General features: G+C 42.7%; 19 protein-coding genes. 6 read left to right on the plus strand and 13 right to left on the minus strand.

Translation table 11 applies throughout. The features are described 5' to 3' along the window. Window positions 1-152: 152 nt before the first annotated feature. The 3 genes from MHI32_RS19615 to MHI32_RS19625 all read right to left on the minus strand — a co-directional run bounded on the left by MHI32_RS19615 (window position 153) and on the right by MHI32_RS19625 (window position 3629). Window positions 153-635, minus strand: a complete 483-nt coding sequence (locus MHI32_RS19615) for a DinB family protein (RefSeq protein ID WP_076190662.1) — start codon at window positions 633-635, stop codon at window positions 153-155. Window positions 636-673: 38 nt separating this feature from the next. Continuing rightward, entirely contained in the window at window positions 674-2140 is a 1467-nt protein-coding gene (locus tag MHI32_RS19620; protein ID WP_076190660.1) for a YdiU family protein, read from the minus strand. 199 nt (window positions 2141-2339) lie between these two features. Further along, complete coding sequence (locus MHI32_RS19625) at window positions 2340-3629, minus strand: L-serine ammonia-lyase, iron-sulfur-dependent, subunit alpha (protein WP_076191029.1); 1290 nt, start codon at window positions 3627-3629, stop codon at window positions 2340-2342. Between the two features lie 133 nt (window positions 3630-3762). Here MHI32_RS19625 and MHI32_RS19630 point away from each other — a divergent pair, with 133 nt between their 5' ends. After that, a complete protein-coding gene (locus tag MHI32_RS19630) occupies window positions 3763-4572 on the plus strand; it encodes a lipase family protein (protein WP_340010605.1) in 810 nt (269 codons plus the stop codon). Window positions 4573-4874: 302 nt separating this feature from the next. Here MHI32_RS19630 and MHI32_RS19635 read toward each other — a convergent pair whose 3' ends face one another. Then, on the minus strand, window positions 4875-5216 hold the full coding sequence (locus MHI32_RS19635) for a DUF4181 domain-containing protein (protein ID WP_076127294.1): 342 nt from the start codon (window positions 5214-5216) through the stop codon (window positions 4875-4877). A gap of 427 nt (window positions 5217-5643) precedes the next feature. On the opposite strand from MHI32_RS19635, the gene MHI32_RS19640 reads away from it, so the two are divergent. Then, window positions 5644-6075 carry a flavodoxin domain-containing protein gene (locus tag MHI32_RS19640; RefSeq protein WP_076190655.1) on the plus strand — a complete coding sequence of 144 codons (432 nt, stop codon included), beginning with the start codon at window positions 5644-5646 and terminating at the stop codon, window positions 6073-6075. A gap of 56 nt (window positions 6076-6131) precedes the next feature. Here MHI32_RS19640 and MHI32_RS19645 read toward each other — a convergent pair whose 3' ends face one another. Together MHI32_RS19645 and MHI32_RS19650 are read right to left on the minus strand one after the other, a co-directional pair. Beyond that, window positions 6132-8204 carry a serine hydrolase domain-containing protein gene (locus tag MHI32_RS19645; RefSeq protein WP_076276122.1) on the minus strand — a complete coding sequence of 691 codons (2073 nt, stop codon included), beginning with the start codon at window positions 8202-8204 and terminating at the stop codon, window positions 6132-6134. 92 nt (window positions 8205-8296) lie between these two features. Further along, complete coding sequence (locus MHI32_RS19650; protein WP_076276121.1) at window positions 8297-9019, minus strand: MOSC domain-containing protein; 723 nt, start codon at window positions 9017-9019, stop codon at window positions 8297-8299. A gap of 197 nt (window positions 9020-9216) precedes the next feature. Here MHI32_RS19650 and MHI32_RS19655 point away from each other — a divergent pair, with 197 nt between their 5' ends. The 3 genes from MHI32_RS19655 to MHI32_RS19665 all read left to right on the plus strand — a co-directional run bounded on the left by MHI32_RS19655 (window position 9217) and on the right by MHI32_RS19665 (window position 12502). Further along, window positions 9217-10680 (plus strand): ATP-binding protein, encoded by a 1464-nt coding sequence (locus MHI32_RS19655; RefSeq protein ID WP_340010608.1) that lies wholly within the window; start codon window positions 9217-9219, stop codon window positions 10678-10680. Window positions 10681-10766: 86 nt separating this feature from the next. Next, entirely contained in the window at window positions 10767-11618 is an 852-nt protein-coding gene (locus MHI32_RS19660; RefSeq protein ID WP_340010610.1) for an AraC family transcriptional regulator, read from the plus strand. Next, window positions 11618-12502, plus strand: coding sequence for a DMT family transporter (locus MHI32_RS19665; RefSeq protein WP_340012753.1), 885 nt, complete (start codon window positions 11618-11620; stop codon window positions 12500-12502). The genes MHI32_RS19660 and MHI32_RS19665 overlap by 1 nt, the downstream gene beginning before the upstream one ends. Before the next feature lie 81 nt (window positions 12503-12583). On the opposite strand, the gene MHI32_RS19670 is transcribed toward MHI32_RS19665, so the two are convergent. The 5 genes from MHI32_RS19670 to MHI32_RS19690 all read right to left on the minus strand — a co-directional run bounded on the left by MHI32_RS19670 (window position 12584) and on the right by MHI32_RS19690 (window position 21291). Beyond that, entirely contained in the window at window positions 12584-17065 is a 4482-nt protein-coding gene (locus MHI32_RS19670; RefSeq protein ID WP_340010612.1) for a hypothetical protein, read from the minus strand. After that, window positions 17052-17810, minus strand: a complete 759-nt coding sequence (locus tag MHI32_RS19675) for a DUF6063 family protein (protein WP_076182984.1) — start codon at window positions 17808-17810, stop codon at window positions 17052-17054. Before MHI32_RS19675 ends, MHI32_RS19670 begins: the two co-directional genes overlap by 14 nt. A 12-nt stretch (window positions 17811-17822) precedes the next feature. After that, a complete protein-coding gene (locus MHI32_RS19680; protein ID WP_340010614.1) occupies window positions 17823-19331 on the minus strand; it encodes a hypothetical protein in 1509 nt (502 codons plus the stop codon). After that, complete coding sequence (locus MHI32_RS19685) at window positions 19328-20401, minus strand: Wadjet anti-phage system protein JetD domain-containing protein (RefSeq protein ID WP_340010615.1); 1074 nt, start codon at window positions 20399-20401, stop codon at window positions 19328-19330. Before MHI32_RS19685 ends, MHI32_RS19680 begins: the two co-directional genes overlap by 4 nt. A 509-nt stretch (window positions 20402-20910) precedes the next feature. Beyond that, a complete protein-coding gene (locus MHI32_RS19690; protein ID WP_340010616.1) occupies window positions 20911-21291 on the minus strand; it encodes a GNAT family N-acetyltransferase in 381 nt (126 codons plus the stop codon). Between the two features lie 404 nt (window positions 21292-21695). Here MHI32_RS19690 and MHI32_RS19695 point away from each other — a divergent pair, with 404 nt between their 5' ends. Further along, window positions 21696-22508 (plus strand): undecaprenyl-diphosphate phosphatase, encoded by an 813-nt coding sequence (locus MHI32_RS19695; RefSeq protein ID WP_036688882.1) that lies wholly within the window; start codon window positions 21696-21698, stop codon window positions 22506-22508. Between the two features lie 70 nt (window positions 22509-22578). On the opposite strand, the gene MHI32_RS19700 is transcribed toward MHI32_RS19695, so the two are convergent. Further along, window positions 22579-23172 carry a hydrolase gene (locus MHI32_RS19700; protein WP_076182991.1) on the minus strand — a complete coding sequence of 198 codons (594 nt, stop codon included), beginning with the start codon at window positions 23170-23172 and terminating at the stop codon, window positions 22579-22581. A 50-nt stretch (window positions 23173-23222) separates the two neighbouring features. After that, a complete protein-coding gene (gene csaA, locus MHI32_RS19705; RefSeq protein ID WP_076182994.1) occupies window positions 23223-23555 on the minus strand; it encodes a chaperone CsaA in 333 nt (110 codons plus the stop codon). Window positions 23556-23581: the final 26 nt, after the last annotated feature.

The raw sequence follows: 23581 nt of genomic DNA on the forward strand, positions 1-23581 counted from the left end.
ATCATAAGTCATTTTATAAGTATTTACAAGCATTTATAAGTTAATAATTAAGTATATATAAGTATTAATGCGTAAAAAAAGACGAAAGCCAGATGCATGTGCATCCGCTAACGCCTTTAAAATGTCTATTCTTTAGGATTCACTTCACAATGTCACTTCACATCGCGGTTCCAGCTCTTCTGTATCTTTCGAATATAAACAATTTGGCCCACATGATAAGCATTATGTGTTGTTACATTTCCGAGAACTTCCCACCATTTACTGTCTGGAAATCCTTGAACATCAGCTTCCAATTGTTCTTTCTTAATCAATTCCTGCCAGTGTAAAAGAACCTCTAAAAGTTGTTTTTGCAGCGCTTCGAACGTTTTCCCTTCTGCAACGACAAAGGTATTATTATTACTATCCACTGGAGGAACCGCCTGAACACTGGCTTCTTTATACCTTGTTTGCCAAGTTTCATTCCAGTAAAGCAGATGCTGCACAATCTCAGCAATACTATTGCTTTCTTCCGTTACCTTCCAAAAAGCTTCTTCTTCACTTAAGTCTTTAACCGCCACTTCAAAGGGCACATACCAACTCGGATCATTCGCATTGGCCAGCAACTGGTTGGCTAGAACATCATAAGCATGAAACATTCTTCCTTCCCCCATTTTCCAGATAAATTATATGCAAATCAAGTACCGCAGAATGTACGATATGGACATGCGGATTCCTCAGGAAGTGCCGAGTATTCCTCTTGTTCAGAGGAGTAGGCGTATGGGTTAGTCAAAGCTTGAAGTAACCTCTCCATCACATCGTAATCTTCCCGCTCTACCGCAGCCTCAAGCGCTTCTTCTACACGATGGTTCCGCGGAATAATCGCAGGATTGCTGCTATGCATCAGCTTCTGTGAAGAGGATTGTGATTCCTGCTGCCTGCTAAGCCGCGCCTGCCATAGCTCATTCCATTGCTTAAATTCAGGGGTGCCAAACAGATCAGCATCTTCCGTTACGCCTAAAGTTAAGGACCGAAATGTATTAGTGTAGTCAGCCCGATATTTTTGCATCAGTTCAAGGAGGGTATCAATCAGAGCAACATCCTCTAACTCTTCGTTAAAGATTCCCAGCTTCGCTCTCATTCCCGTTAGCCAATATTGATAGGACCGCTCCGAAAAATCTGAAATTGCCTCCTCAGCCAGCTTAATCGCCTGTGCCTGATCGTCAGCCAGCAATGGCAAGAGAGTCTCGGCAAATCTGGCGAGATTCCATGCGCCAATCCCGGGCTGATTGTGGTAAGCATAACGACCCTGCTGGTCTATGGAACTAAATACTGTCTCAGGATTATACACATCCATGAAGGCACATGGACCATAATCAATCGTTTCTCCGCTAAGGGCCATATTATCAGTATTCATCACTCCGTGAATAAAACCTACAAGCTGCCATTTAGCAATTAGCGCTGCTTGACGTTCCATTACTTCCCGAAGCAGAACAAGATATGGATTATCTTCCACAGGAGCTTCTGGATAATGTCTTTGCAACGTGTAATCAGCCAGAATACGCAGATCCTCCACAGTCCCCCATGCAGCAACATATTGGAAGGTTCCAACACGCAAATGACTGGCAGCAATCCGGGTCAGAACCGCCCCCGGCTGTTCCGTTTCCCGAATTAGCGACTCCCCTGTAGCTACCACCGCCAAGCTGCGAGTCGTAGGAATCCCAAGTCCATGCATAGCTTCACTAATGATATATTCGCGTAACATCGGTCCAAGCGCTGCCCGGCCATCGCCACCACGAGAGTATGGGGTTCTTCCCGCACCCTTCAATTGAATATCCACACGATCACCTTGAGGGGTGATCTGTTCGCCCAGCAGCACTGCTCGACCGTCTCCCAACATGGTAAAATGTCCGAATTGATGTCCAGCATAAGCTTGCGCAAGCGACAGGGTACCTTCAGGAACTTCGTTGCCGGCAAGAATCCCAAGACCCTCCTTACTCTGTAGTGCGGTGCTATTCAGCCCAAGAGTAGCAGCCAATGGTTCATTAAAAATAATCAGTTCCGGTTTACCCACAGGCGTTGGCTTAATCCTTGTAAACATTGATTCCGGCAGTTGAGTATAACTGTTCGCAAAATTCCAGCCTATATCTATTTTCTCTGTCATATTATCTCCTTTTTATACCCTCAGTCTCTATGCCTTTATTAACTCAGAATAAGTTATGTTAAAATTTAATGCAAATCTTCTCGCAGACCTATGTTTTTGCCGAAGTGTTACAAAGACCGCCCGGCTTCCTGCCATTTTATGCAGGGAACCGGGCGGTCTTAATTATGATGTTCTATCTTGTTTTCAACTTATTTGGAAGCTAATTCGCTCCGCCTTTGGAGAGCATAATATTGAGAATGGTCTTGTCAGTATCCGCCAGCCCTTCCTGAACCAAACGCTCCATGTTGCGGATGGTATCTTCCACCTCTTCGAAAATCACACCATCCTTGGTTGTAGGAGCAATGTTGTTCATAGCCAGAGTGGCTGCCTGGATCGCCGTATTGGTGGAGGTGGAAATCTTCAGCGCACAGGTAGAATTCGCACCGTCACAGATCATGCCTGACAAAGAAGCTATCGTATTCTGTATCCCATGCTTGATCTGCTCAAGACTGCCGCCCATGAGATAAATGATCCCGCTATTTGCTCCTACTCCCCCTGCAATCCCTGAACCACATAATGGGGACAAACGCCCGATATAATGTTTGATGTGCACAGTGACCAGATTGCTCAGTGCAAGCGCCCGAGCTAGCATTTCTTCATCTTTGTCCAGCAATTCCGCCAGAGCTATAACGGGAAGCGTACAGGCGATGCCTTGATTGCCACTGCCCGCAGTTGTCATCACAGGCATTGCACTGCCATCCATTCGAGCATCTGAAGCCGCTGCGGTAGCCGCGATAATTCTGTTCGCTACATCATTGCCGAACAGATTCACCGCAGATTGCTGATTCATTTTCTTACCTACTTGCAAGCCATAATCGCCTCGCAATCCCTCATCAGAGATCGCTTTGTTCATCCGCGCCCCTTCCAAGAGAAAGCTAAGGTCTGAAAAAGGAGCGGTACAGATAAACTCGAATATCTGGTCAACTGAGCCCGCATACTCTTCCGTGTCGGAAAGACCAGGCTTGCCACAGTCGGCTTTTGAATTCCGGGGTGTTATTTTCTCCCCGTCCAGAGCCAAATATTCTATATGGGTGTGCTCTCTGGCAATAATGGCAGTCGCCGTATGGTTCTGCGTAAACAATTGGGCTTCAATATATAATTTCTCAGGAGTGTCCTTTATCTCCACTTTTAGCAGCTTTCTATCCAGCAGGTCATTTGCCATCTTCAACTCAGCCTGCGTCAGACCTGACAGAATTTCCAGCTCCTTGTGAGAACGGCCGACCACCGCTCCAAGGGCTGCTGCGATGGGCAGGCCTGTCTGGCCTGTCCCGGGAATGCCCACTCCCATTGCATTTTTGATAATATTACCGCTGAGATGCAGCTGAATCCCCGTAATTTCTTCCTCGAGAAGCTCTGCCGCCAAGGAGACGGCATACGCAACTGCAATCGGCTCCGTACAGCCTTCTGCCGGCACGACTTCCTTGTGTAAAATTTCCAATAAGTTGCCCATGTATGCATTTCCCCCTTTTCTCTCGCTGTTGGACTTATTTATATATAGTAACTCAGAGAGAAGTTTCAGGGAATCCTTTTTCTTAGGAATCACTCCTTCATCCCCCTAATATAGTGTAGGAAAGAAAGGCGGGATGTACGTGAGTAAGAGGGATGAGCAAGAGCAAAGGGCGATCTTTCTAGCTGCAGTCTGCGGGCAAACCTATACACAATTTTCAAATATAGATGGAGTTTTCGTCATTCCATTCGATTATCAGCTATGTCATCCCATTGAAGCACAATCCTTCAATAATGTATGGGAACGTTTTGGCTTTATTTTGGAGTCTCCACAAGAGATTATTATCGCCTTTCGGGGAACCAGTACGACGACCAATTGGATATCCAACGTCCTCGCTTCACAGGAACGGTTCAAATATCTTAAAGAAGACTCTCTCACCCATCGTGGCTTCACCAACATTTATTCTTCAGCTCGGGACGTCATCTTCTCTGCGCTCTCCAAGCTATCTCCTGACAAGACCTTATACATTACGGGCCACAGCCTCGGTGGAGCGCTCGCCACCTTATGTACCTTAGATATTGCGGCAAATACCTCTTACACCTCACCTAACCTATATACTTATGGTTCCCCACGGGTAGGTGATCCGGACTTCGTTAATATTTTTAAACAATATGTGCAGAAGAGTTACCGGTATGCCAATCTTTTTGATGTTGTAACCTACGCACCTCCACATGTCTATAAGCTCCCCAAACGGGAAAAAAAGTATTATTACAATCATGTCCATACTTTTAACTCACTGTCTTTCCAGAATGGATCTACAAGTGGTAATCACGTAATCAGCAGCTATTTCGCCGAGCTCTCCAAGCTCCAACCGGAATTCGCTCAAGAATTATGTATAACGAACCCTGGATTCTGTCCACTCGTGGCTACGAAAGCAGAAGTATAATGTGAACACAAAAAGGAGGTGCCCAACAAGCCATATGCTGGCTGCCGGAACACCTCTTTTCTTCGTATGATTCGATGCCATCAGCAGTTACAAAGCCACTAACGGACTCCATTGACACTAACAGCAGTATATTTCCACTTTAAGAATTCCATCGGACCCCATGGCCACTATTGGCATAAAAAACACCTAATATAAGTCACTTTCTAACGAATAGCTGCACTGGAGTCCGAAACGCTGCCCAAAAGGCGATTATTTAGCAATTAACATCATCTGGGTCCGATACCGGTACGAATGAAACTAGATCAGAATATAAAATAAACTAATACCACACCCAGGACTAACAGAATAAGTGAAACTATGTGCTGTTTCGTATGTTTTAGAAATTTCCAGTCGATAAACGACTGAAATCCTATTGCTACTATTATAACTACAATCCAAAACCACTTCATAACCGTACCCTCTGGGCCATCGGCAATTATTATCACAATCCCCGTAATTAATCCCACAAGTGCAAGTATAAGCTTCCCTTTTATATTAAGCTCATAACCGTCTTCAGGAAGTTTTTCTTTATCCGGGCCAACAATCCATATCCTTAGAAATAGGTTAGAAAAAGCAAGGATTATAAGTATAAGTCCAATTTTCACTTTCGTTCACCTCCACTCTTATATAGAATTCATTCGTATTTATTTCTGATCATTAGTTCTTTGATTTCTTTTAACTCATTTAATATTTCTTTTGATAGTTGCGTACTTCTAGAGTTATCGATGCCTACTTTAATCACGAATATTCCAAGCAACAAATAGATGATTAGCATTACGATGATCCCCAATTTACGTTCACTCCTCTTATTTTTGTATATTTCATTAAAGATATAGTTAGCATTAGATTAATATTATTCCCATGATACCATAATAAGGATATCTAATTAACACTCAGGAGCTTGCCGTTGGCTTGACAAATGATCAGTATATTCGATAAAATATACTATATCTTGATAATCAAGATAATTGGTATGCGAGAGTTTTTTCAATGCGGGAACACGATTAATCTTAACTGAAAAGAGGGAACACAATGGCAGTACTTATTCTATACGCTACAAAATCTGGAGCAACAGAACAATGTGCAAAAGTATTATCAGAAGAGCTACCTCAGAGCAAAATTTGCAATATAGAATTAGAGAAGCCGAATATCGAGGCATTTGATAGCATTATTTTAGGAGCAGGAGTAAGAGATGAAAAAATATATAAAGCCATTCGTGACTTTATCAAAAAAAATAAAGATGAGTTACTGACTAAGAAGATGGGCTACTACATTTGCAACGAGAAACCTAAGAAAACCGAAGAATTAATAGAGAAAAATTTCCCTGATGATCTGAAAGAAGCTGCGATTTGTATTGAATCTTTTGGAGGTTATAAGGCCTATAAGGCTCCAAAGGAAGGTACTGATCAGCTAAAAGGGATTTTGGTAGATAAAATAAGAGAATTCTCACAAAATTTCAAATAAAAAATCCTGTTACCAAGACGAAAATCTTGATAACAGGATTCTTTTTTTATATACGTTTATTGCGCCTTGAGGGTCACTTCAAACTTCGCACCGACATCACCTACAAATACAATTTTGCCGTTGCTAGGAAGTTTGACTTGTTTAAGACCGCTTATGGTGAAGTAATTCACACATACACCATTCTCATCATAGACGGCAAAAGAACTCTTGGTTGGCAGCTCTACTGTCATTATCTTACCTGTTGCCGTTTCAGGAACTCCATACCATCTAGCATATCCATCTGATTGGATAGTTACCATAGATTGCGGGCCTGCATAAATAGGTTTAACCGCATCTTGATGTATAAACAATTGATTGCCAATCTTTAAATACTCCACACCATTTTTCTCTTCAAAAATAAGATCCGCAAGATCGCGTCCAGCGATGGTTGGGATTTGCACGGTCATTTCTGCTTTATTAGGCCCAGTTATTTTATTCGAGCCCATATAACCAGGTGCGTCAGGGAACATAGCGATTCCAGCTACCGGCATACTCATGTAATATTGGGAGCTGTACTTCTCGCTGACATCAAAATACAATTTCCCTTGGCGCTGCTGCCATGCAGTAGTGACCTCTTGAGATAGGGCATTAGGTTCAAGCTTCTCAGCTGCATATTGGGTAACGGCAGTTTCACCAAGTCCTGGAATCACCCCATACCCTTGACTCCAAAGATAGATACGGCCATTGCTCTCCTTCACAAAGCTAACTTTACTTGTACCCTCTGCATCTAAGAATTCACCGTTCGAATTATAGGAAAATTTCTGCGCAGGCATTGTAGGAGCTATAATTGAAGATATACTCAATTCCCCAGCTTTACTAACCTCTATCTTCATTAGTTGCGTAGAATCACCATAGACACCCGCATAGTTTAACAATTCTTGCGGCATATCTTCTTTGTTCGAAGTTTTAAATGTTGGTGTAGCTTTCAGTTCCTTAATAACTCCCTTTTCCTGTAAAGCGCTGAGTAAAATTTCGTTGGCAAGCATCTGGTCCGTTGTACTTGATCCGCCAGAAGATATTACTGCTGCTGCCATCCGCTGCTCGGGCAGTACAACTAATGAGGTATGATACAGACCTGTATCTCCACCCTTTGTCAAAGCCTTGATTTCGTACTGATTAAATGGATATAAGTTCACACTGTCCCAGCCTAATCCATAAGCTAACGAATTATCGGCTCCTTTAGGCCATATTCCACGCTTATATTCCTCTTGTTCCATCGCTTTTACAGACTTTTCTGACAAAATGCCAGTCGATTGGCCTGTAAAAATAGTTGCAAAACGCACCAAATCCTCAGCAGTGGAATAGATACCACCTGTTCCAATCACGTTAATGGTTTCTTTGGGTAAAGCTGCTGAGTAGGTAGCATTATAGACACTAGCCAGCTGAGAAGAAGCTACAGAATCTACAGGCGTTTTCGTATGTTCAAGCCCTAGAGGTTCTGTGAAATTTTGATGAATGAATGTGGTAAAGTCCGTGCCACTGACCTTTTCAACAATCAACTCAGCCAACGTAAATCCATCATTACAATATACTGAGTAGGCGCCTGGATCGGCCTTCAGACGTTGTGTTGACAAAGTCTCTAGCAAACTATCTTTTGCAATAGGATCGGAATCATTAAATAAGAAAGAATTGGATAAGTTCGAGCCAGCAAGACCTGATGAATGATTCAACAGCATCCGTACAGTGATTTGCTTATAACGAGAATCTTCCATCGTAAAATTATTCAAATAAGATACGACTGAACCGTCCAAATCTACTTTTCCTTGCTCAACAAGCTTCATAATAGAAGCTGTTGTATACATTTTACTCGTCGAGCCAATACCATACATCGTTGTGACGCTTGGTGCTGTCTTACTCTCCACATGGCTAAATCCAGATTGACCGCTCACAACGATATTATCGCCATCAATAAGAGCATATTGGAGACTAGTCGTCCCCAGCTTCTCCGTTAAGAACGCCGCCTTCTCTGCTGCCACCTTCTGAGTGTTCACATACGTTTGCCCTTTGCTGCTATCCGCTGCTAAAACACTAGTAGGGACATACACCAATAGAAGCAATGCAACTAATAAGGATGCCAAATTTTTCTTCATACATAACCTCCCGATATGAAATCGTCATCCTTTAAAGGATAATTTATCCATGGAGTAATGTAAAGGAAGTTTATACTATTGGGATTATATATCTAATCTACTATTTCTACTTTATCTCCGATTCGAATTTCCCCTGTTTTGATTACAGAGGCATAGACTCCGAAATGCAAATCAAACTCTTTATGTAATTTTTTCAAAAGCACTGGGTCCTTCTGGAGACTATCCGGGTCCATCGTAATCACAACACATCTCTCACAAAAACTATCTACCTGTAGCTGTACATCCCCAATGTTGAGCCGGCGTCCAATCCAATCTCCTTCAAAAAGAGAATCATCATTCAGCGCGATAACAAAATTCCCGCGAAAACGACGTTGATCCAAGGAATGCCCCCAGGTTGCCTCCAGTTTTTTTAAGCTGGCATCCGTAATGAGTAGAATACTAGCGCCATCCACGGATAGGAGCTGCGGATGTTCTGGCTGTGGATGTGCAGCTTTTAGACCAGACATAGTGATTGGAGTTTTGGTTTGGCTTTGGATTTCTTCCAATAGATTATCATCCCATCCAAAGGTTCGCCCGTCTGATGCCGTTACATGGATTTGTCCATCTATAAATTGCGCTTGATAGGTAAGCATATTCGGTATATTTCTAGCGGTGATATATCTTCGCCAGCCCTCTTTTGACTCATCGTAAAAGGAGCAAAAACGGTCACCAAGCATTCCATACGGTTCAATCATACAGCTTTCTAATTTTTCACCCGCAAATGACTTGACCGGATAACGATTAATTCCTTGAATTTCACCAACAACTGATAACATAATACAACGCCTCCACTTGTCTTAAAATGCAACGTATCTTCCCATTCTACCTGATTTTATTTAACTGTTGTATGAATATCTAATAACCCAGAAATTTTATATGTTTTATTGAGTTATATGTTTTATACTATGACTGTTAGACATATTGCATTTCGAAATAACACTCACTCCCCCATAAAGAAGAGAGGTAACCTGTTGTGCGGACAAATGATTTTCAAGGTTTTGACTTTGTTTTTACCCAAGCCGTGATGGGTATGGCCCTTATTTCGCTTGATGGAACGTTCCTAAAACTGAATTCAGCATTATGCGACCTCTTGGGGTATGATGAAAACGAGTTAACGACACCCTCTCCAACCGTCCGTACCCTTCTAGATCAGATTCATAAATTCATTTCATTAGGAAGCTCTCTTCCATCTACGAGTACTGATCCGCAGAGACTCGAAGTAGATTATTTCCATCCAACCGGACACCGGTTATCTTTAAAGGTCTCCATATCTATCCTTTCGGATGACATTGGTAAACCCATACTTTATTTTACTCAATTCGAGAATAAGACCCTGATCAGGGAAATGGAGACTCAGCTTCAGGTTGTGAAGACCCATCTACTTGAAAAAGAGAGCTCTTTTCTACAGCTGCTGGAGGAACTGCCTCAGCCCGTGCTTATCACTAGGGGAGGGATTGTTCTGTATGCAAATTCGGCAGGTTTACAATTAATCCATGCGGAAAGCCTAGATCAAGTGCTTGGTCTATCGACTATGGATATTGTAGACTACTCTAATTATGAAATTCTCTCAGAACGAAGAAAGAAATTCAACACTGATAGAACAACAGGTTCTGTCTGCTACCTGATTAATTGTTTAAATAACCAGCAGAAATATGTAGATGGGATTACATTGCCGATCATTTATGAGGGAAACGAAGCCTACATTGGCATATTCAAAGATATATCCGAGCAAGTATTGGAAGATGAACGACTGATACAGTCCGAGAAATTATCCACAGCAGGACAGTTAGCAGCTGGAATCGCTCATGAAATACGGAATCCTCTTACAGCCATTAATGGCTTTATGAAGCTACTGCGCTCTTCCGAGCGGATGAATGATAAATATATTTCCATTATTGAGTCAGAGTTGAAACGCATCGAGTTCATCGTCAACGAACTGCTTGTCTTATCTAAACCCCAAACCACTCATATTAGTAAACCAGTGGATTTATTGTCTTTGCTGGAACAAGTCACCACACTAATGAATGGACAAGCTGCCCTAAAAAATCTCAAGATCCTCCCTGTCTGTACTGATCAATCCATTTGGATCAATGGTGAGGCTTATCAGATGAAGCAGGTATTTATTAACTTACTTAAAAATGCGATGGAAGCAATGAATCATGGGGGAAACATCTATATTCATGTGCAAACCTATGACAGAGAAGCCCGAATCAGTGTGCAGGATGAAGGCTGTGGGATGACAGAGGAACAGATCAATGCCCTCGGCAAACCATTTTATACGACCAAAGAAACAGGAACAGGCTTAGGTTATATGATCACACAAAATATTATACATAATCATGGCGGAGCGATCTCTATAGAAAGTATTCTGGAGCAAGGAACAACTTTTACTGTGAGTATTCCAACGATCATTACACCTGAGGAACCTATCATGTAGAAGATGAGGTATCGCAACATCATGCAAGAATGCCCCTAATTTTCACATTATAATGGTTATACATAATTGGAAAAGAAGGTGCAGCAATGACTCGTGAAGTTCGAACAGTTGTTTTCGATCGTGACTTAAAATTTGAGGCCTATCGATTCGAAGGTATTATGCAGAAGTTTCCCAACCATTTTCATGACTATTATGTCATAGATTTTATTGAACAAGGAAAAAGACATCTGCTATGTAACCAAGAAGAGCATATTCTTAACAGCGGAGATGTGGTCATCTTTAATCCGGCGGATCCCCATGCCTGTGAACAGATAGACGGGAGAACGCTTGACTATCGCTGCATCAATATTCAGCCGGAAGTCATGCGTGAGTATGTGCTAGAAATTACCGGCATAGACTACTTACCGCGGTTCACACACAATGTCCTCTACCAAAGTGAACTGTCGAGCCCTTTACACGATCTGCACCAAATGATATTAGAGGATCAATCCGATTTTCAAAAAGAAGAGTTGTTTCTATTTCTCCTTGAGCAGCTTCTGAGAGAATACACGGAGACAGAAACCCTCTGTCCCGCTCAAGAGCCTACTTCTGAAATTAAAATCATTTGCGAATACATAGAGTTACATTATGCGCAGAACATTACGCTGAACCAGCTAAGTGAATTGAGCGGCTTAAGTAAATATTACTTGCTGCGTTTATTTACCAGACAGAAAGGAATATCACCTTACCGTTACTTGGAAACTATTCGCATCAACCACGCCAAAAGGCTTTTAGAACAAGGAATATTGCCAATAGAAGTGGCCTCTCTAACCGGATTCAGTGATCAGAGCCATTTCACAAATTTTTTAAAAAGACTCATAGGCTTAACCCCTAAGCAATATATGCGTATATTTGTTCAACAAACGGGAGTAAAGTCATCAATGGAACTTACGAAATGATAAATCAACGCAAGATTAACACAGGACATCTGCTGGCATTGCTTACGATTTTAATCTGGGGAACCACCTTTATCTCCACAAAAATACTGTTAAAAGACTTTACGCCTGTGGAAATTCTGTTCTTCCGTTTTCTTATTGGGTACTTTGTACTGTTACTGATCTATTCACGTCCAATCCGAACTACATCCTTTAAAGAGGAATTACTCTTTATCTCAGCAGGTCTTTGTGGAGTCACGTTATATTTTCTTATAGAAAATATTGCCCTAGTCTATACCCTTGCATCCAATGTAGGTGTGATTGTCTCCATCGCTCCATTTTTCACGGCGGTTATCGCTCACTTCTTTTTAGAAGAAGAGAAATTTCATAGGCAGTTTTTTATAGGATTTTTGATAGCCTTGGCAGGAATTATATTAATTGGGCTGAACGGGAGTTGTCTTCTGCCACTGAACCCCATCGGCGACTTGCTGGCATTGCTGGCACCTGTGGTTTGGGCAATATATTCAGTGTTGATGCGAAAAATAAGCCTACTAAAGGTTCATACTATAGGGGCTACCCGCAGAGTATTTTTCTATGGTCTGCTGTTTATGCTGCCTACTCTGTTTCTGTTTGATTTCCAGCTGGGTCTGAGTAGATTCAAAGAGATTTCAAATGTAGCTCACCTGCTTTTCTTAGGTCTGGGTGCCTCGGCACTGTGTTTTTTGACTTGGAATAAAGCTGTAGGGATTCTGGGGGCTGTAAAAACAAGTGTATACATCTATATTGTGCCTGTAATTACAGTGGCAGCTTCTGCCCTTGTTCTGAATGAAAAGATCACCTGGGCAATCCTGACGGGAACTTTTTTAACGCTCACCGGTTCATATATTTCCGAACGCAAACCTAAATAACCACACCATCTTTAACATTTAATAAAAAGAAGCCCCAGCAGCGTGATGCATACTGGAGCTTCTTTAAGTTTCATTCCATACTCAGAACAACGAGACAGGAATAAGCTTTCTTCCTCCCTTGATCAGGGTCGATTCTAGCATGTCCCCTTTGACGCCTCCAAAATAAAGCTGCCAATACACGCCAAAACGCACGCTGACATCATTCTTCACCAGCTCCGGCGGCGTAACAATCAGCCATTGGAATTTGAGCGCCTTGGAAATTTCGAAGACGGGGTCAAGCACGTTATTGGAGACCATTTCTCCGAAAGGATTGTCATATAAAAAGACCGTCCAGCCTTTATTCTCACGATTCACCCGTTTATGCGTCATGATCATCATTGCGACCAGCAGCTGTACAGATTGACGTTGCCCACCACTGCCGACTGCTTCATCCAGTGCGCCGCGATTAATAATCTCCCAGTCCGAATAATGATAATCTTCCGGTGCGGCGTAGAGGAAATAATTCTCCGTTACCGGTTTATACACTTGAAGTATCGGAAAGCGGTTCTGCAGCGCCGCATAGACAATTCGTCCGTCATTAATAACCTCTTTGATTACCAGCGCCGGCACTTGTTCTATCTTGGGATACTTTTTGAGCAATTCATTGATGCATTGATTGAAGTAGTCACTCACCATCGGCTCTACCTCATCGCTTGTTCTTGGCACATTGATATTCTTGTAGTTCAGACGTACCAGCGGGAAGGCATAATTATTCTCGTTATGAATAATCATCCGGCGTTCCATTCGCTTCATAATATCAATGATTTGAACCACTCGTAGAGATGCCCGGCCAACCCACATCTTGCGGGAGAGATCCATGCCTTCCTTATCGCTTTGAATGCTCTCGATCTGATCGCGCGAACTGCGTAGCATGGAATCTAGGACTTGCAGTGCAATGGCGAAATTATCCCAATGGACCGTATTCAATCGATCTAGAATCTTGGTCTCCAGTTCGGAATTCCGTTCATTTTTCGCAAGTTTTTCGGTTAAGGAATTTTTCTCTTCCTTCACCTTTTTGGAGATCTCATCCTGTCTAATCCGGCTATCCTTAATGCGGAGAAGCCAGTCGGCTACTAGAGGCTCGCAGCTTTCTCTAACCCTCAGCGTTATTTCTTCTGGCACACTCCGTAGGTTGACGCGATCCTCAATATGCGCGTTCATTATTTTGATTTGATTGGATAAAGTCTGAAGGAGGACATCGATTCGGTCCAAGGATCTTTTACACTGATTAAGCATAAGCTCATTCGCTTGGCAGCGCTCCTGAATTTCTGTCTCCTTATCCCCTAGCGCCTCATTCCAAAGCTCCACGGCACGTTCATGTTTCTCTTTGATCCCCTTCTCTACTTTGCGCAACTCTTTCTGCAAGTTCTCCAATTCAGTCTGGCAGCGGATATAACCGTCGTGAACAATCTGATAGTCTTCCTCCAACGAAGTAGTATCCGTCTTTTGGCGATTTCTTGCAGCCATAATGGTCTCGGACGTTTCCGTAGGTTCGGTCGCCTTCCGCCAATTCACATCCACTTGATTCAGGCTGGATTCAAGCTCAGCCAGATTCTCGCTTGCTGCTTTAATCTGTGCAGCTCTTGTCCGAACTTCCAGTTCATTTTCAGTTAATGATTGCTGTAGACTTTCCACGGTACTAAGCTGCTGCAATAGAAGATTCTGCTCTACAGGATCTACAGGTATGACTTCTCCTTCATCAGAAAGCTGGGGATCTGTTGGGAAAACAATCTCAGGAAACCATCGTTGCAGTCTAGGGAACATCGCATATTCGGTTTCTCTCGTCCATTTATTGCGTTGTCCACTCAAGCTTTCTATTTGCACCTTTAGGTGTTCAAGCTGCTGATCTTTACCTGCTAACTCTTTGCTCACCAGATTCTTTCGTTCGATTATTTTTTGTTTTTCCTTATAATCTTGTTCCTGTTTCTTCGTCCGTTCAATCCAAGCTTGCAGAACCCCCGCTCTCTGCTCATGCTCCACACTTAGAACTTTGTTCTCAGCGAGCTCCCGTCCGATCCGGGTAAGCGTCCCTTCGTTCTCATCCATCTCATTGCTCAGATTGTTAATGCTCTGCTGAAGTTCAGCCTGCAGTTTAATAAGGGCATCATGCTTGGCTGTAAGCGTCATGGTATTCTCAGTTTGGAATAAACGTTCATATTCTTGACGCACCGATTTTAACTTAGATAAATAAGCTTCAGAGTCCTGAAGGATCTGCTCCTGTTCTTTGAGCTTCCCCTGAATACTGCTCTTCCAATCCTGGAAACGATCCGGCTGCAAGACCATTTGCGGCCCTTGATTCGCAAAAAGCATGAAGGATGCTTGATGCGGAGCTGCCATCTCTTCACGGATAAAGATCGGCACCGCTGATTTAAGCAAGGTGTCCTTCATCAGTTCCGGCTGAATTTTATCAGCTTCGCGCCGGGTCATAATCAAACTATATGGAAGTAACGGATATTGCTCCAGTTCTTCCTCACGTTCAAGATACGGACGGTCATTTAAGTAGGAACTACCTAGTGTTGATTGAATCTTTAACGAATCGAGTGTATCTTTGACCGTCAGAATATCTGAATTGGGTAGCCAGTAGGATTGGTTCTGAAGTTCCACATCCATGAGCTGATTATAGTAATCCCTTCTGGAACGTTTAGTCTGTTGCTCTACTTCATCTATTTTTCGGATAAAACGTGCCGGGATAACATCTTGTTCTTCAAAAAGGCCGGTAGCTCCTAAACGATTATGCTCTTCATACATTTCCAGCAGTACAACGAGCTGTGACCATAATTGGGATTCTTTCTGAGTCTGTGACTCAAGCAGAACCCCAAGCTCGTCCGCTTCACGCTCATAAGAACGCCGTTTCTCACTCAGCTCAGCATGACTCTTATGCAGTGCCAGCTTCCGAATCTCTTCCTGCTTGTGCTGTTCTTCCAAGTCTCCAATGTCTTCAAGAATCGTTTTGGCCGCTGAGATCGTACGCTGCAGGGTAGCTGCCGGAGAATGGGCGGCATCCTGCCCATATTGGGCTGCGAATGCTCCGAGTTCTTCCGTGTATTGCCGAATAGATAAGGTCAAATCATTGATCTGATTATCCAGCCCGGCCAGCTCTACCAAGAAACTTTCCCTTTCCTTGCGCAATCTTCTCTCTTCCGCCGTTAGGTCTTGCTGTGCTGTCCCAAACTCTCTGATCGTTTGCTGCCAGAGATTAAATACCACATTCCACTGTTTCCGCAGCTGTTCCTTGGCTGCCTGAATGACCTCTTGCCGTTCTTTCATCTCCAGAGAACCTTCGATAGCTTGAATTTCTTTTTGCCACTGCTCAATTTGCCGGGTATGGAGCAACCGTTTAGCCAGAAAATAAGCTACTTCAAGCTTCTTCTCTTGCGCTTTGGAATCCTCCAGCCGACCACGCGCACGGCTCTGATCATCACTGAGCTTCTTAAACTCTTCTTGCTTCAGTTCCGTTTCTTCCTTACTGCGTAAGTATTTAAGATTGTCTGTCTCAAAGCGCAATTGCTTCGCATCCTGATAACGTCCAGCCAGTTCATCAGCAATCTTACTTCGCTCAGCTTCTGCATTTCTCTGCTCTTCATAGATAACCGTATAGATTTGGCGTCCACGTAATTCAGTTTCTTGAACTACGTTTTCTGCTTCCACGCCTAGTTTTACCAGCTCATAAAGTGGTGCAGCCATACTAAGAAACTCTGTATAGACCTGCTCCCGCTGTTCAAGCATCGGCAAGCGCTGAGCCACTGTTGCTGTATCGATAAACATCCGCTGCAGCGTATTGTCGTCTTCCTTTAATCCTTCATTCAGACTAGATCCGATTTCAGGAATAATCAGCTTTTCGAACAAGTTATGATTGGTGAAGGCATCATTTTTTTTAAAATAACCTTTGATACCGCCCTCTTCACCATTGATCCGCCGCATATTACGCCACTCGGCGATATGGATATCCCGGGTAGCCAGGTAGTCATAATATCTTTTCAAATCCGAGCTATGGCTGCCAAAAGGTACAATCTCTCCCCGCCGATCGCGCACAAATTGCTGGATCGTTTCAAAACTCGTAGGTTCAGCAGTCACCTCGTCAAATAACGGCAACGTTGATAGCGTAAGTTCAGCCGCTTCACCGTAATCTGTAAGTGCGTACAGCAAGTAATCCACTTTGATATCCTGCTGATCAAGCGAATTATGTGCCGTCATAGCGATTCCCGTGGTCATATACTCATTGCGCTCATTGTTGTCGAGATGCCATTCGATAGCTACGTGAAAAGTGTACGGTTTAAGTTGTTTTTTATGATTATGAAAGAATGCCTCAACCTGGTTCTCACTGTCTTTGCCCCATGGTGTTTTGGGCATCAATAGCTGGAAAATGGATTGCAGCAGTACGCCCTTTCCACCGCCATTCATGAGCGTAATAAGCGTATTAGCGGGTCCCTCTTCGTTACAGAGGTCCAGAATCATGTCGTCGTATTTCTTGAGCATCTTCTCGTATTTAAGTCCTGTAATTCGTATGCGTTCAATCCGCGGCATAGGTAGCACCGTCTTTCTCAGCTAAAGTTCTTCCAATGAGGCTCTTTAATTCCTGGTATCGATCGACATCATGATATAAATAACGCATTCTCTCATAAAGCTCTTCCCGAGGAAAGATACGCTTCTCTGTCTCAGAGATGAATACGAGCTTCTCCTCTTCCAGAAGTTTCATGCCTTCATGAATCAGCCCAATTCGTGAGCCTGCGCCTCTGGTCAGAAGATCGCTTTCTTCCTGACTTTTAGTCTGCATATAGAGACTGGTCCATACCTTAAACATCGCTTGGATATCAAGCTGCCACTGCTGGCTAAATCGCCCATCCTCATCCATCTGAATCCACGCCTGAAAGAGCGAGGACACCTGATCAGCAATTTGAATATAGGACATACTGTCCTGCCCCGACTTAAAATGAGTCTCATCCTGATCCATTTCGGCCAGAAAAACCAGGATAATAATATTGATAATATGTAAGTGTGTTTTACGCTCAACACGTGAATATTTGTTCTTCAACTGGGTGAAGTTGGTTGCAAACACTGATCCCAGCGGATTAACTAGCAGATGGAGACGGTGCCCGGAATTCATCACCCGACAGCCCCCTTCTTTAGCAACGTACTGAAGTGCATCATAAGTTCCTGCATCCTGAAGGCATTCAGCCGCTGCAGGGTCATCGAGAGGAATTACTTTTTTACGGAGCAATTCAAAAAATAGCCGCGAAGCTTGCTGTACCTGTTCTAATGTATAACTCATGTTAGTAACTTCTCACCTCTCCACGATCGTAATCATATATGGACTCATATCCAGACCAGGACACCGTACCCTTGAGGCTGGTTCTGGAGCAATGCTCGTCCGCAGCGTTTTGCCGCGTAAACTCTCCAACAGAAGATCTTCCGCAAGCACATATTGGATTAGCTGTTGGCATTCATCAGAAACGCCGCTACCACCTTCTGGTGCCTGTTCCTGCACTAAAATATCTGTATGAAAAAACTGCACCCACAGATCAACAGCATCCGGTGTGTTAGCCCACCCTGTTAGTTCTTCGGCGGAAAAAGCGTCTGCAGTAAAGGTAAAGCTTCCATGCTCAGCCAAGGCAGCAAAAACCGGCTTCCACAGCTCCACTACTCTTGCCCATGGAATACCTTTAGGAATATATTGAACAGGCTCTGTGTCCACCTCATCTTCGAAATCATCCATCACTAAGTCGGGGATAAACCCTACCTCTTGTTCCTCCCAAGCCCAAGGAAGCGGATAAACGAAGTCCTGATTCGGAGCGAATAATCCGCTGAGCAGCAGTTCAAGACTGTCACCGCTTGGCAGACCCTCTTCTTTCACCCATTCCTCCCATACATGTGTACGGAAGTTAAACCCGGCTGCTCCCCAGAATAATTCAGGGAAGTTCAACCTTAAATTGGTCTCCATCTCAAAAATATTCAATACTACCTCAGCCAGCTCATCGTGTACACGCCTAGAAAGCTCGACTCGTTCAGAGAGAATACGGATCTCATTGAAGTCGATCACGTCTTTCTCATCATTGGCCAGCCGGGCCAGAGAACGGTGAATACTGTCAAAATGTTTGCGTTCCTCCTCGAACTGATGATGAATCTCTTCGAGTCGCTGATGCCGAGCCACTCCGAATTCACTAAAAATATGCTTCGGATTGCGGCGTAACGCATTGCGGTATTCTTGCTGTTGCTGAGTCATCTTACGGACACGGGAGATCAGTTCATTAACATCCTGAAGAGCCCGAGTTACGCGCCCATGCTTAATATGCATTTGAATCTCGAGCAGTTTGATGCTGATCTGAAATTCATCAATAATCTCATGGCTCATAAAAATGAGCTCCATTGCATATTCAGAGAGACGATAGATGGTTCTGCCGTTCTCTTCCCAACTGCTGCGAGTCGCATCCTCGTCCACTGTGAAATACTTATATTTCTGCACGGACATTTGCCGGGTCACATCATCATAGAAAAAGGATTCGAAATCCCCACCATTCCCGCTCCACAATAAACCGTCCACGAGACGCTCTACGGATTCGGTAGTCCCAAGATTGGCGATATTAAAACGTTCCAGCGCAGTCCAAGTAAGCTCAATAATATCCTCTTTGGATCTTCTCTCATTCGATTCTAGCTCCAGATAATAGACTTGCAGCAGAACGCTTAAAGATACCATTTCTTTGTAAGGTTGGATTTCGCCAAGGTTCATGCCAGCCCCCAAATTCCACAGGGGATTCAATCGTTTGTTTCGTTCGCCAAAATCCGACCAATTCATCTTTCTGCTAACCTCGCCATCACTTCATAATTTAAAATTTCCTGCGGAACTCTCCGATCCTCTTCCAGCAATCGTTCCATATATGACTTTAGTTCGGGATAATTAGAGAATTCTTGAAGTACATTGTGTAGATGATCTGGGTTACAACTCTGGGGAACATTATACATATACGGTTCCTCAGTCAGTTTCATCATCTGCTCATAAATAGGGAGCGCCAGTCCAAGGTTTAAATCCGGATAACTAACCTTTAGTTTACCGTATATGTCCAAACCTGCTTTATCCATATCCCCGACATATAACAAGGTGGTTTGAAGGGGGTCAATATCCAATTCTTCAAGAAAGAGTAGGCTACTATCAATCTTCCAACCTTCACCGTAAATTAGCATGTCTGGAAACAGACCACAGATCTTCTTTTCACTAAGCATTAATCGTTTGGCTGAATGGAAAAATGACTTATTCTCCACAATAAGAATATTCCGAACGGGAACTAATGAACTGAAGTAAATAAATGGCTCCCTTGCGTTTACACTTTTTAAACTTTCCAGCGTAAGTTTAAGTCTAGTAAGAAATTGTTTACCTTCAGTTTCGGAAAGCCACTTCTCCTTACCAAACAGTTCCAGTGACCTTTCTTCTATTGTAATGATTTCGCGATCCTTCGCCGTACGCAAAAAATTAGATACCTGCACAATCTGATCCCAAACCTCTTGTGTCTGAGTTTCAGGACGAATCAAGTAATAATGAAGATCCAGTAGATTCTGTACGCTTAACACGGCTGAAGGATCCCACCCCACTTGAGTTGAAACACTCTTATTTAACCAAAAATATGTATACATATAAGGCTGTTTAGAACTCATCGGACTGGACTTCACCGGTTCTAAGAAACCTTCAGCAACAAGCTCGTTTATACTATCCGCCAAAACACGAAATCCTCCGGCCCATAGATATTCTTCCTGTGTTTTATAAGCAGAACTAATGACTTCTTGTTCAATGCTGTCAAGATTTATTTTTCTTCTCCCTGTACGCACAGTTCCGTACTTATTCTCCAACAAATTAATTATAATTACTCTCAATTCATCACCCTCACTAAAAGAAATAAAACCCCTATACATCCTGTATAGGGTTCTGAAGCACGGGAATATATGTTTCTATTATAACAATCCTTCAAAGGTTATGCTATTTTTGTTAAACAAAATAATAGATTCTATTGTTTACACTTTCCTATCAAAAAAGAGGTTATACTACGGATTTTCACTTTAACACATAGACTATTTACAGTGTTAGGTATCGCTAGAACATAATTAGGGAAAAACTCCCTGAAAACAGTCGATATTCGCTCTAAATGATCTGAATTAGGGAATTGCTCCCTAAAAATCAGGGAAATCTCTTCATTTTCCACCAAATCAGCTAAATAATAGGGAGGTTTTCCCTAATTATTAGCCGGATGACAAAAGATCGCAGAATTACAGGGAGAAATTCCCTGATTTTTCTGTTGAAGCTTCATTAACCCTTATAGACTCCGCAAAAAAAGACTGCCCCAAAAACCATGAAATGGCTGAATGGGACCGCCCTTTTTTATTAACTACTCGGCAACTCCTGGCATAAACGCCATACAATACTGCTCAAGTCTGCTATTAGGTAGAGGAATGACCTTAACCGTCCGGAACTGATAATGCTCATAAATGGGCAAATTGCTCGGTGTCTGTGTCTCTAATGTACATAACGTATTGCTCATACGACATTCCGCGAGTAGCGGTGTCATGATTTTTGATACATATCCTTGACCTCGATATTGATCCTGCACTGCAAGCATATCCAAATGTTTATACTTCTGATCCCCAAACATTGATAACCACAAGGAACTCATACTACACAAAATAGATAAACCACGTATAAATCCTCGCACCCCAATGATTCGGCAAATCGGCAATGACTTAATTATCGCAAGGACTATCTGTTTCATATACCTGACATTCGAAATCACTGTCCCTGTCTGACGCTCCGAATGGAACACTAAAGCCACTGCTTCAAAGTTAGTAGAAGTCGTTAGTAAATCCGAATATGGATACAACATCTCAATGTAACGATGAGAAAAAATATTCAACACGCGTAATCGGGTTGATTCATCAGGCAAGATATGCTGATATAACGGATCATTTTTGGCAAATGCTTCGGCCAGAACACTGGCTGCTCTTGGAATATCATGCTGCTGAATTTTTAGTAATGTACTACAAATAGTTCCACCTCATTTAATAGTCTTATGAATTAGTATAACTCGTCCAATTGAATATGGCACGATGGTTCTATTGTCATTTCTTTATTGAATACGATATGATTGAAAAGATTACAAAAATACTGGGAGGTAAAATGGAAGATATTATACTGTGGCTTAAATACTTGTTTCTAGGGTTTGTTCAAGGGGCAACTGAGCCAATCCCCGTCTCTTCGAGCGGCCATTTGATCATCGCACAGAAATTGCTAGGCTTAAAACAAAATGGGCTATCATTTGAAATCTTAACAAATACGGCTTCACTAATTGCGATTTGTTTTATTTTCCGCAAAGATATCGGAAGATTGATCACTGGATTCGTTCAATTTATTCTGACCCGCAAAGAGGAATATAAGTCGGATTTCCTCTTCTCTTTGTACATCATCATCGGTACCTTGCCTGCGGTAATTGTTGCCTTACTCTTCAAGGATCAGATTGAGGATATCTTCTCGTCGGTTCATACCGTATCCATCGCCTTGCTTGTTACAGGGGTAGCTTTATGGTTGATCCGTAACCTTCGCGGACGTAAACAAGATGGTGACTTAAAAGCGAAGGATGCAGTTATAGTCGGACTTGCCCAAGCAGTCGCCCTTATTCCTGGGATAAGCCGTTCTGGTGCAACTGTCATCTCTTCCATCGCTGTGGGAATGAAGCAAGAAACTGCTTTACGCTTTTCTTTTATGCTTTATATTCCTGTCAGTTTGGGCGGACTCGTTATGGGCGCATCTGATATTGCCCACGATCCTAACCGCTCGCAGCTAGCCATTCCATACTTGATTGCATTTATTACTACACTTATCGTCACTTATTTCTCCATGCGTTGGTTTATGGGGATTATGGCTAAAGGTAATTTGAAGTATTTCTCTTATTACTGCTTCTTAGCTGGGATACTTCTCCTCATCTTTATGTAAGACATAACTTCAATTAAAAAACCTCATGACAATCTCTGAGATCACAGAGAGAGCATGAGGTTTTTTTGTACTATTTCAACATGGATATTACTTCATCGCTCGACCGGATCTTACCTATGCGAGGGAAGATAGTTTTGCATACATAATCATGTTCTTCTTTAGCCATCGCGGTCATAGCATCTTCTACAAAAACTTGATGATAACCAAGCTGATAAGCTTCTCTAGCAGTAGTATCCACACCAATCGAGGTAGAAATACCACATAATACGATCGTGTCTATTCCGCGGCGTCGTAACTGCAAATCAAGATCAGTACCGAAAAATGCCCCCCACTGCCGTTTGGTAATCAGATGTGCATTTTTGATATTCGCTAATTCTGGTACGATGTTGTCCCAACCTTCTGGATAGGTCACGGAATTCATTTTCAAATCAGTTTTAGGTTTAAGCATATCTTGCCCATCTAGCCATGACACCCTCACCAAAACAACAAATCCTCCTTTCTCCGTAAAGGATTGGGCTAATTTGCTGGCATTCTCAACCACCTGAGCACTTGTATGCGGCCCCTGCTTTGGACTGTGGACAATTCCCTGCTGCAAGTCGATCACGACTAGCACCGTTTTACTTGCCTCAATACTTTCAGATGCTAAGCTTGTTAATTCTTCCATTGTCTTCTCTCCGATTACTATCAATTTTTGTATACTACAATTACCCTATATTACCCAATAGGTGTCCCATTAGGTAATTTAATATCTGGCTTCAAGAGAACCACATCCCCTTTATCCGGTATTCCTCCAAGAACTAATACTTCTGATTGGAAACCCGCAATATTTCGAGCAGGAAAGTTAACTACCCCAATGATTTGTTGCCCTACAATCTCTTCGGCCTTATATCGTTTAGTAATCTGTGCACTTGATGTTTTGCTTCCGATATCTGGTCCAAAATCAATTTGGAGTTTAATCGCAGGTATTTTTGCTTTTGCAAAAAACTCCGCATTAATAATTGTTCCAACACGAACATCAAGTTTTAAAAAATCATCAATAGTTACCATTTGCCATCCCCCTATTTAGCTAAAAC

Origin of the sequence: Paenibacillus sp. FSL H7-0690, assembly GCF_037980415.1 — a bacterium.
Classification (GTDB): domain Bacteria; phylum Bacillota; class Bacilli; order Paenibacillales; family Paenibacillaceae; genus Paenibacillus_AQ; species Paenibacillus_AQ odorifer.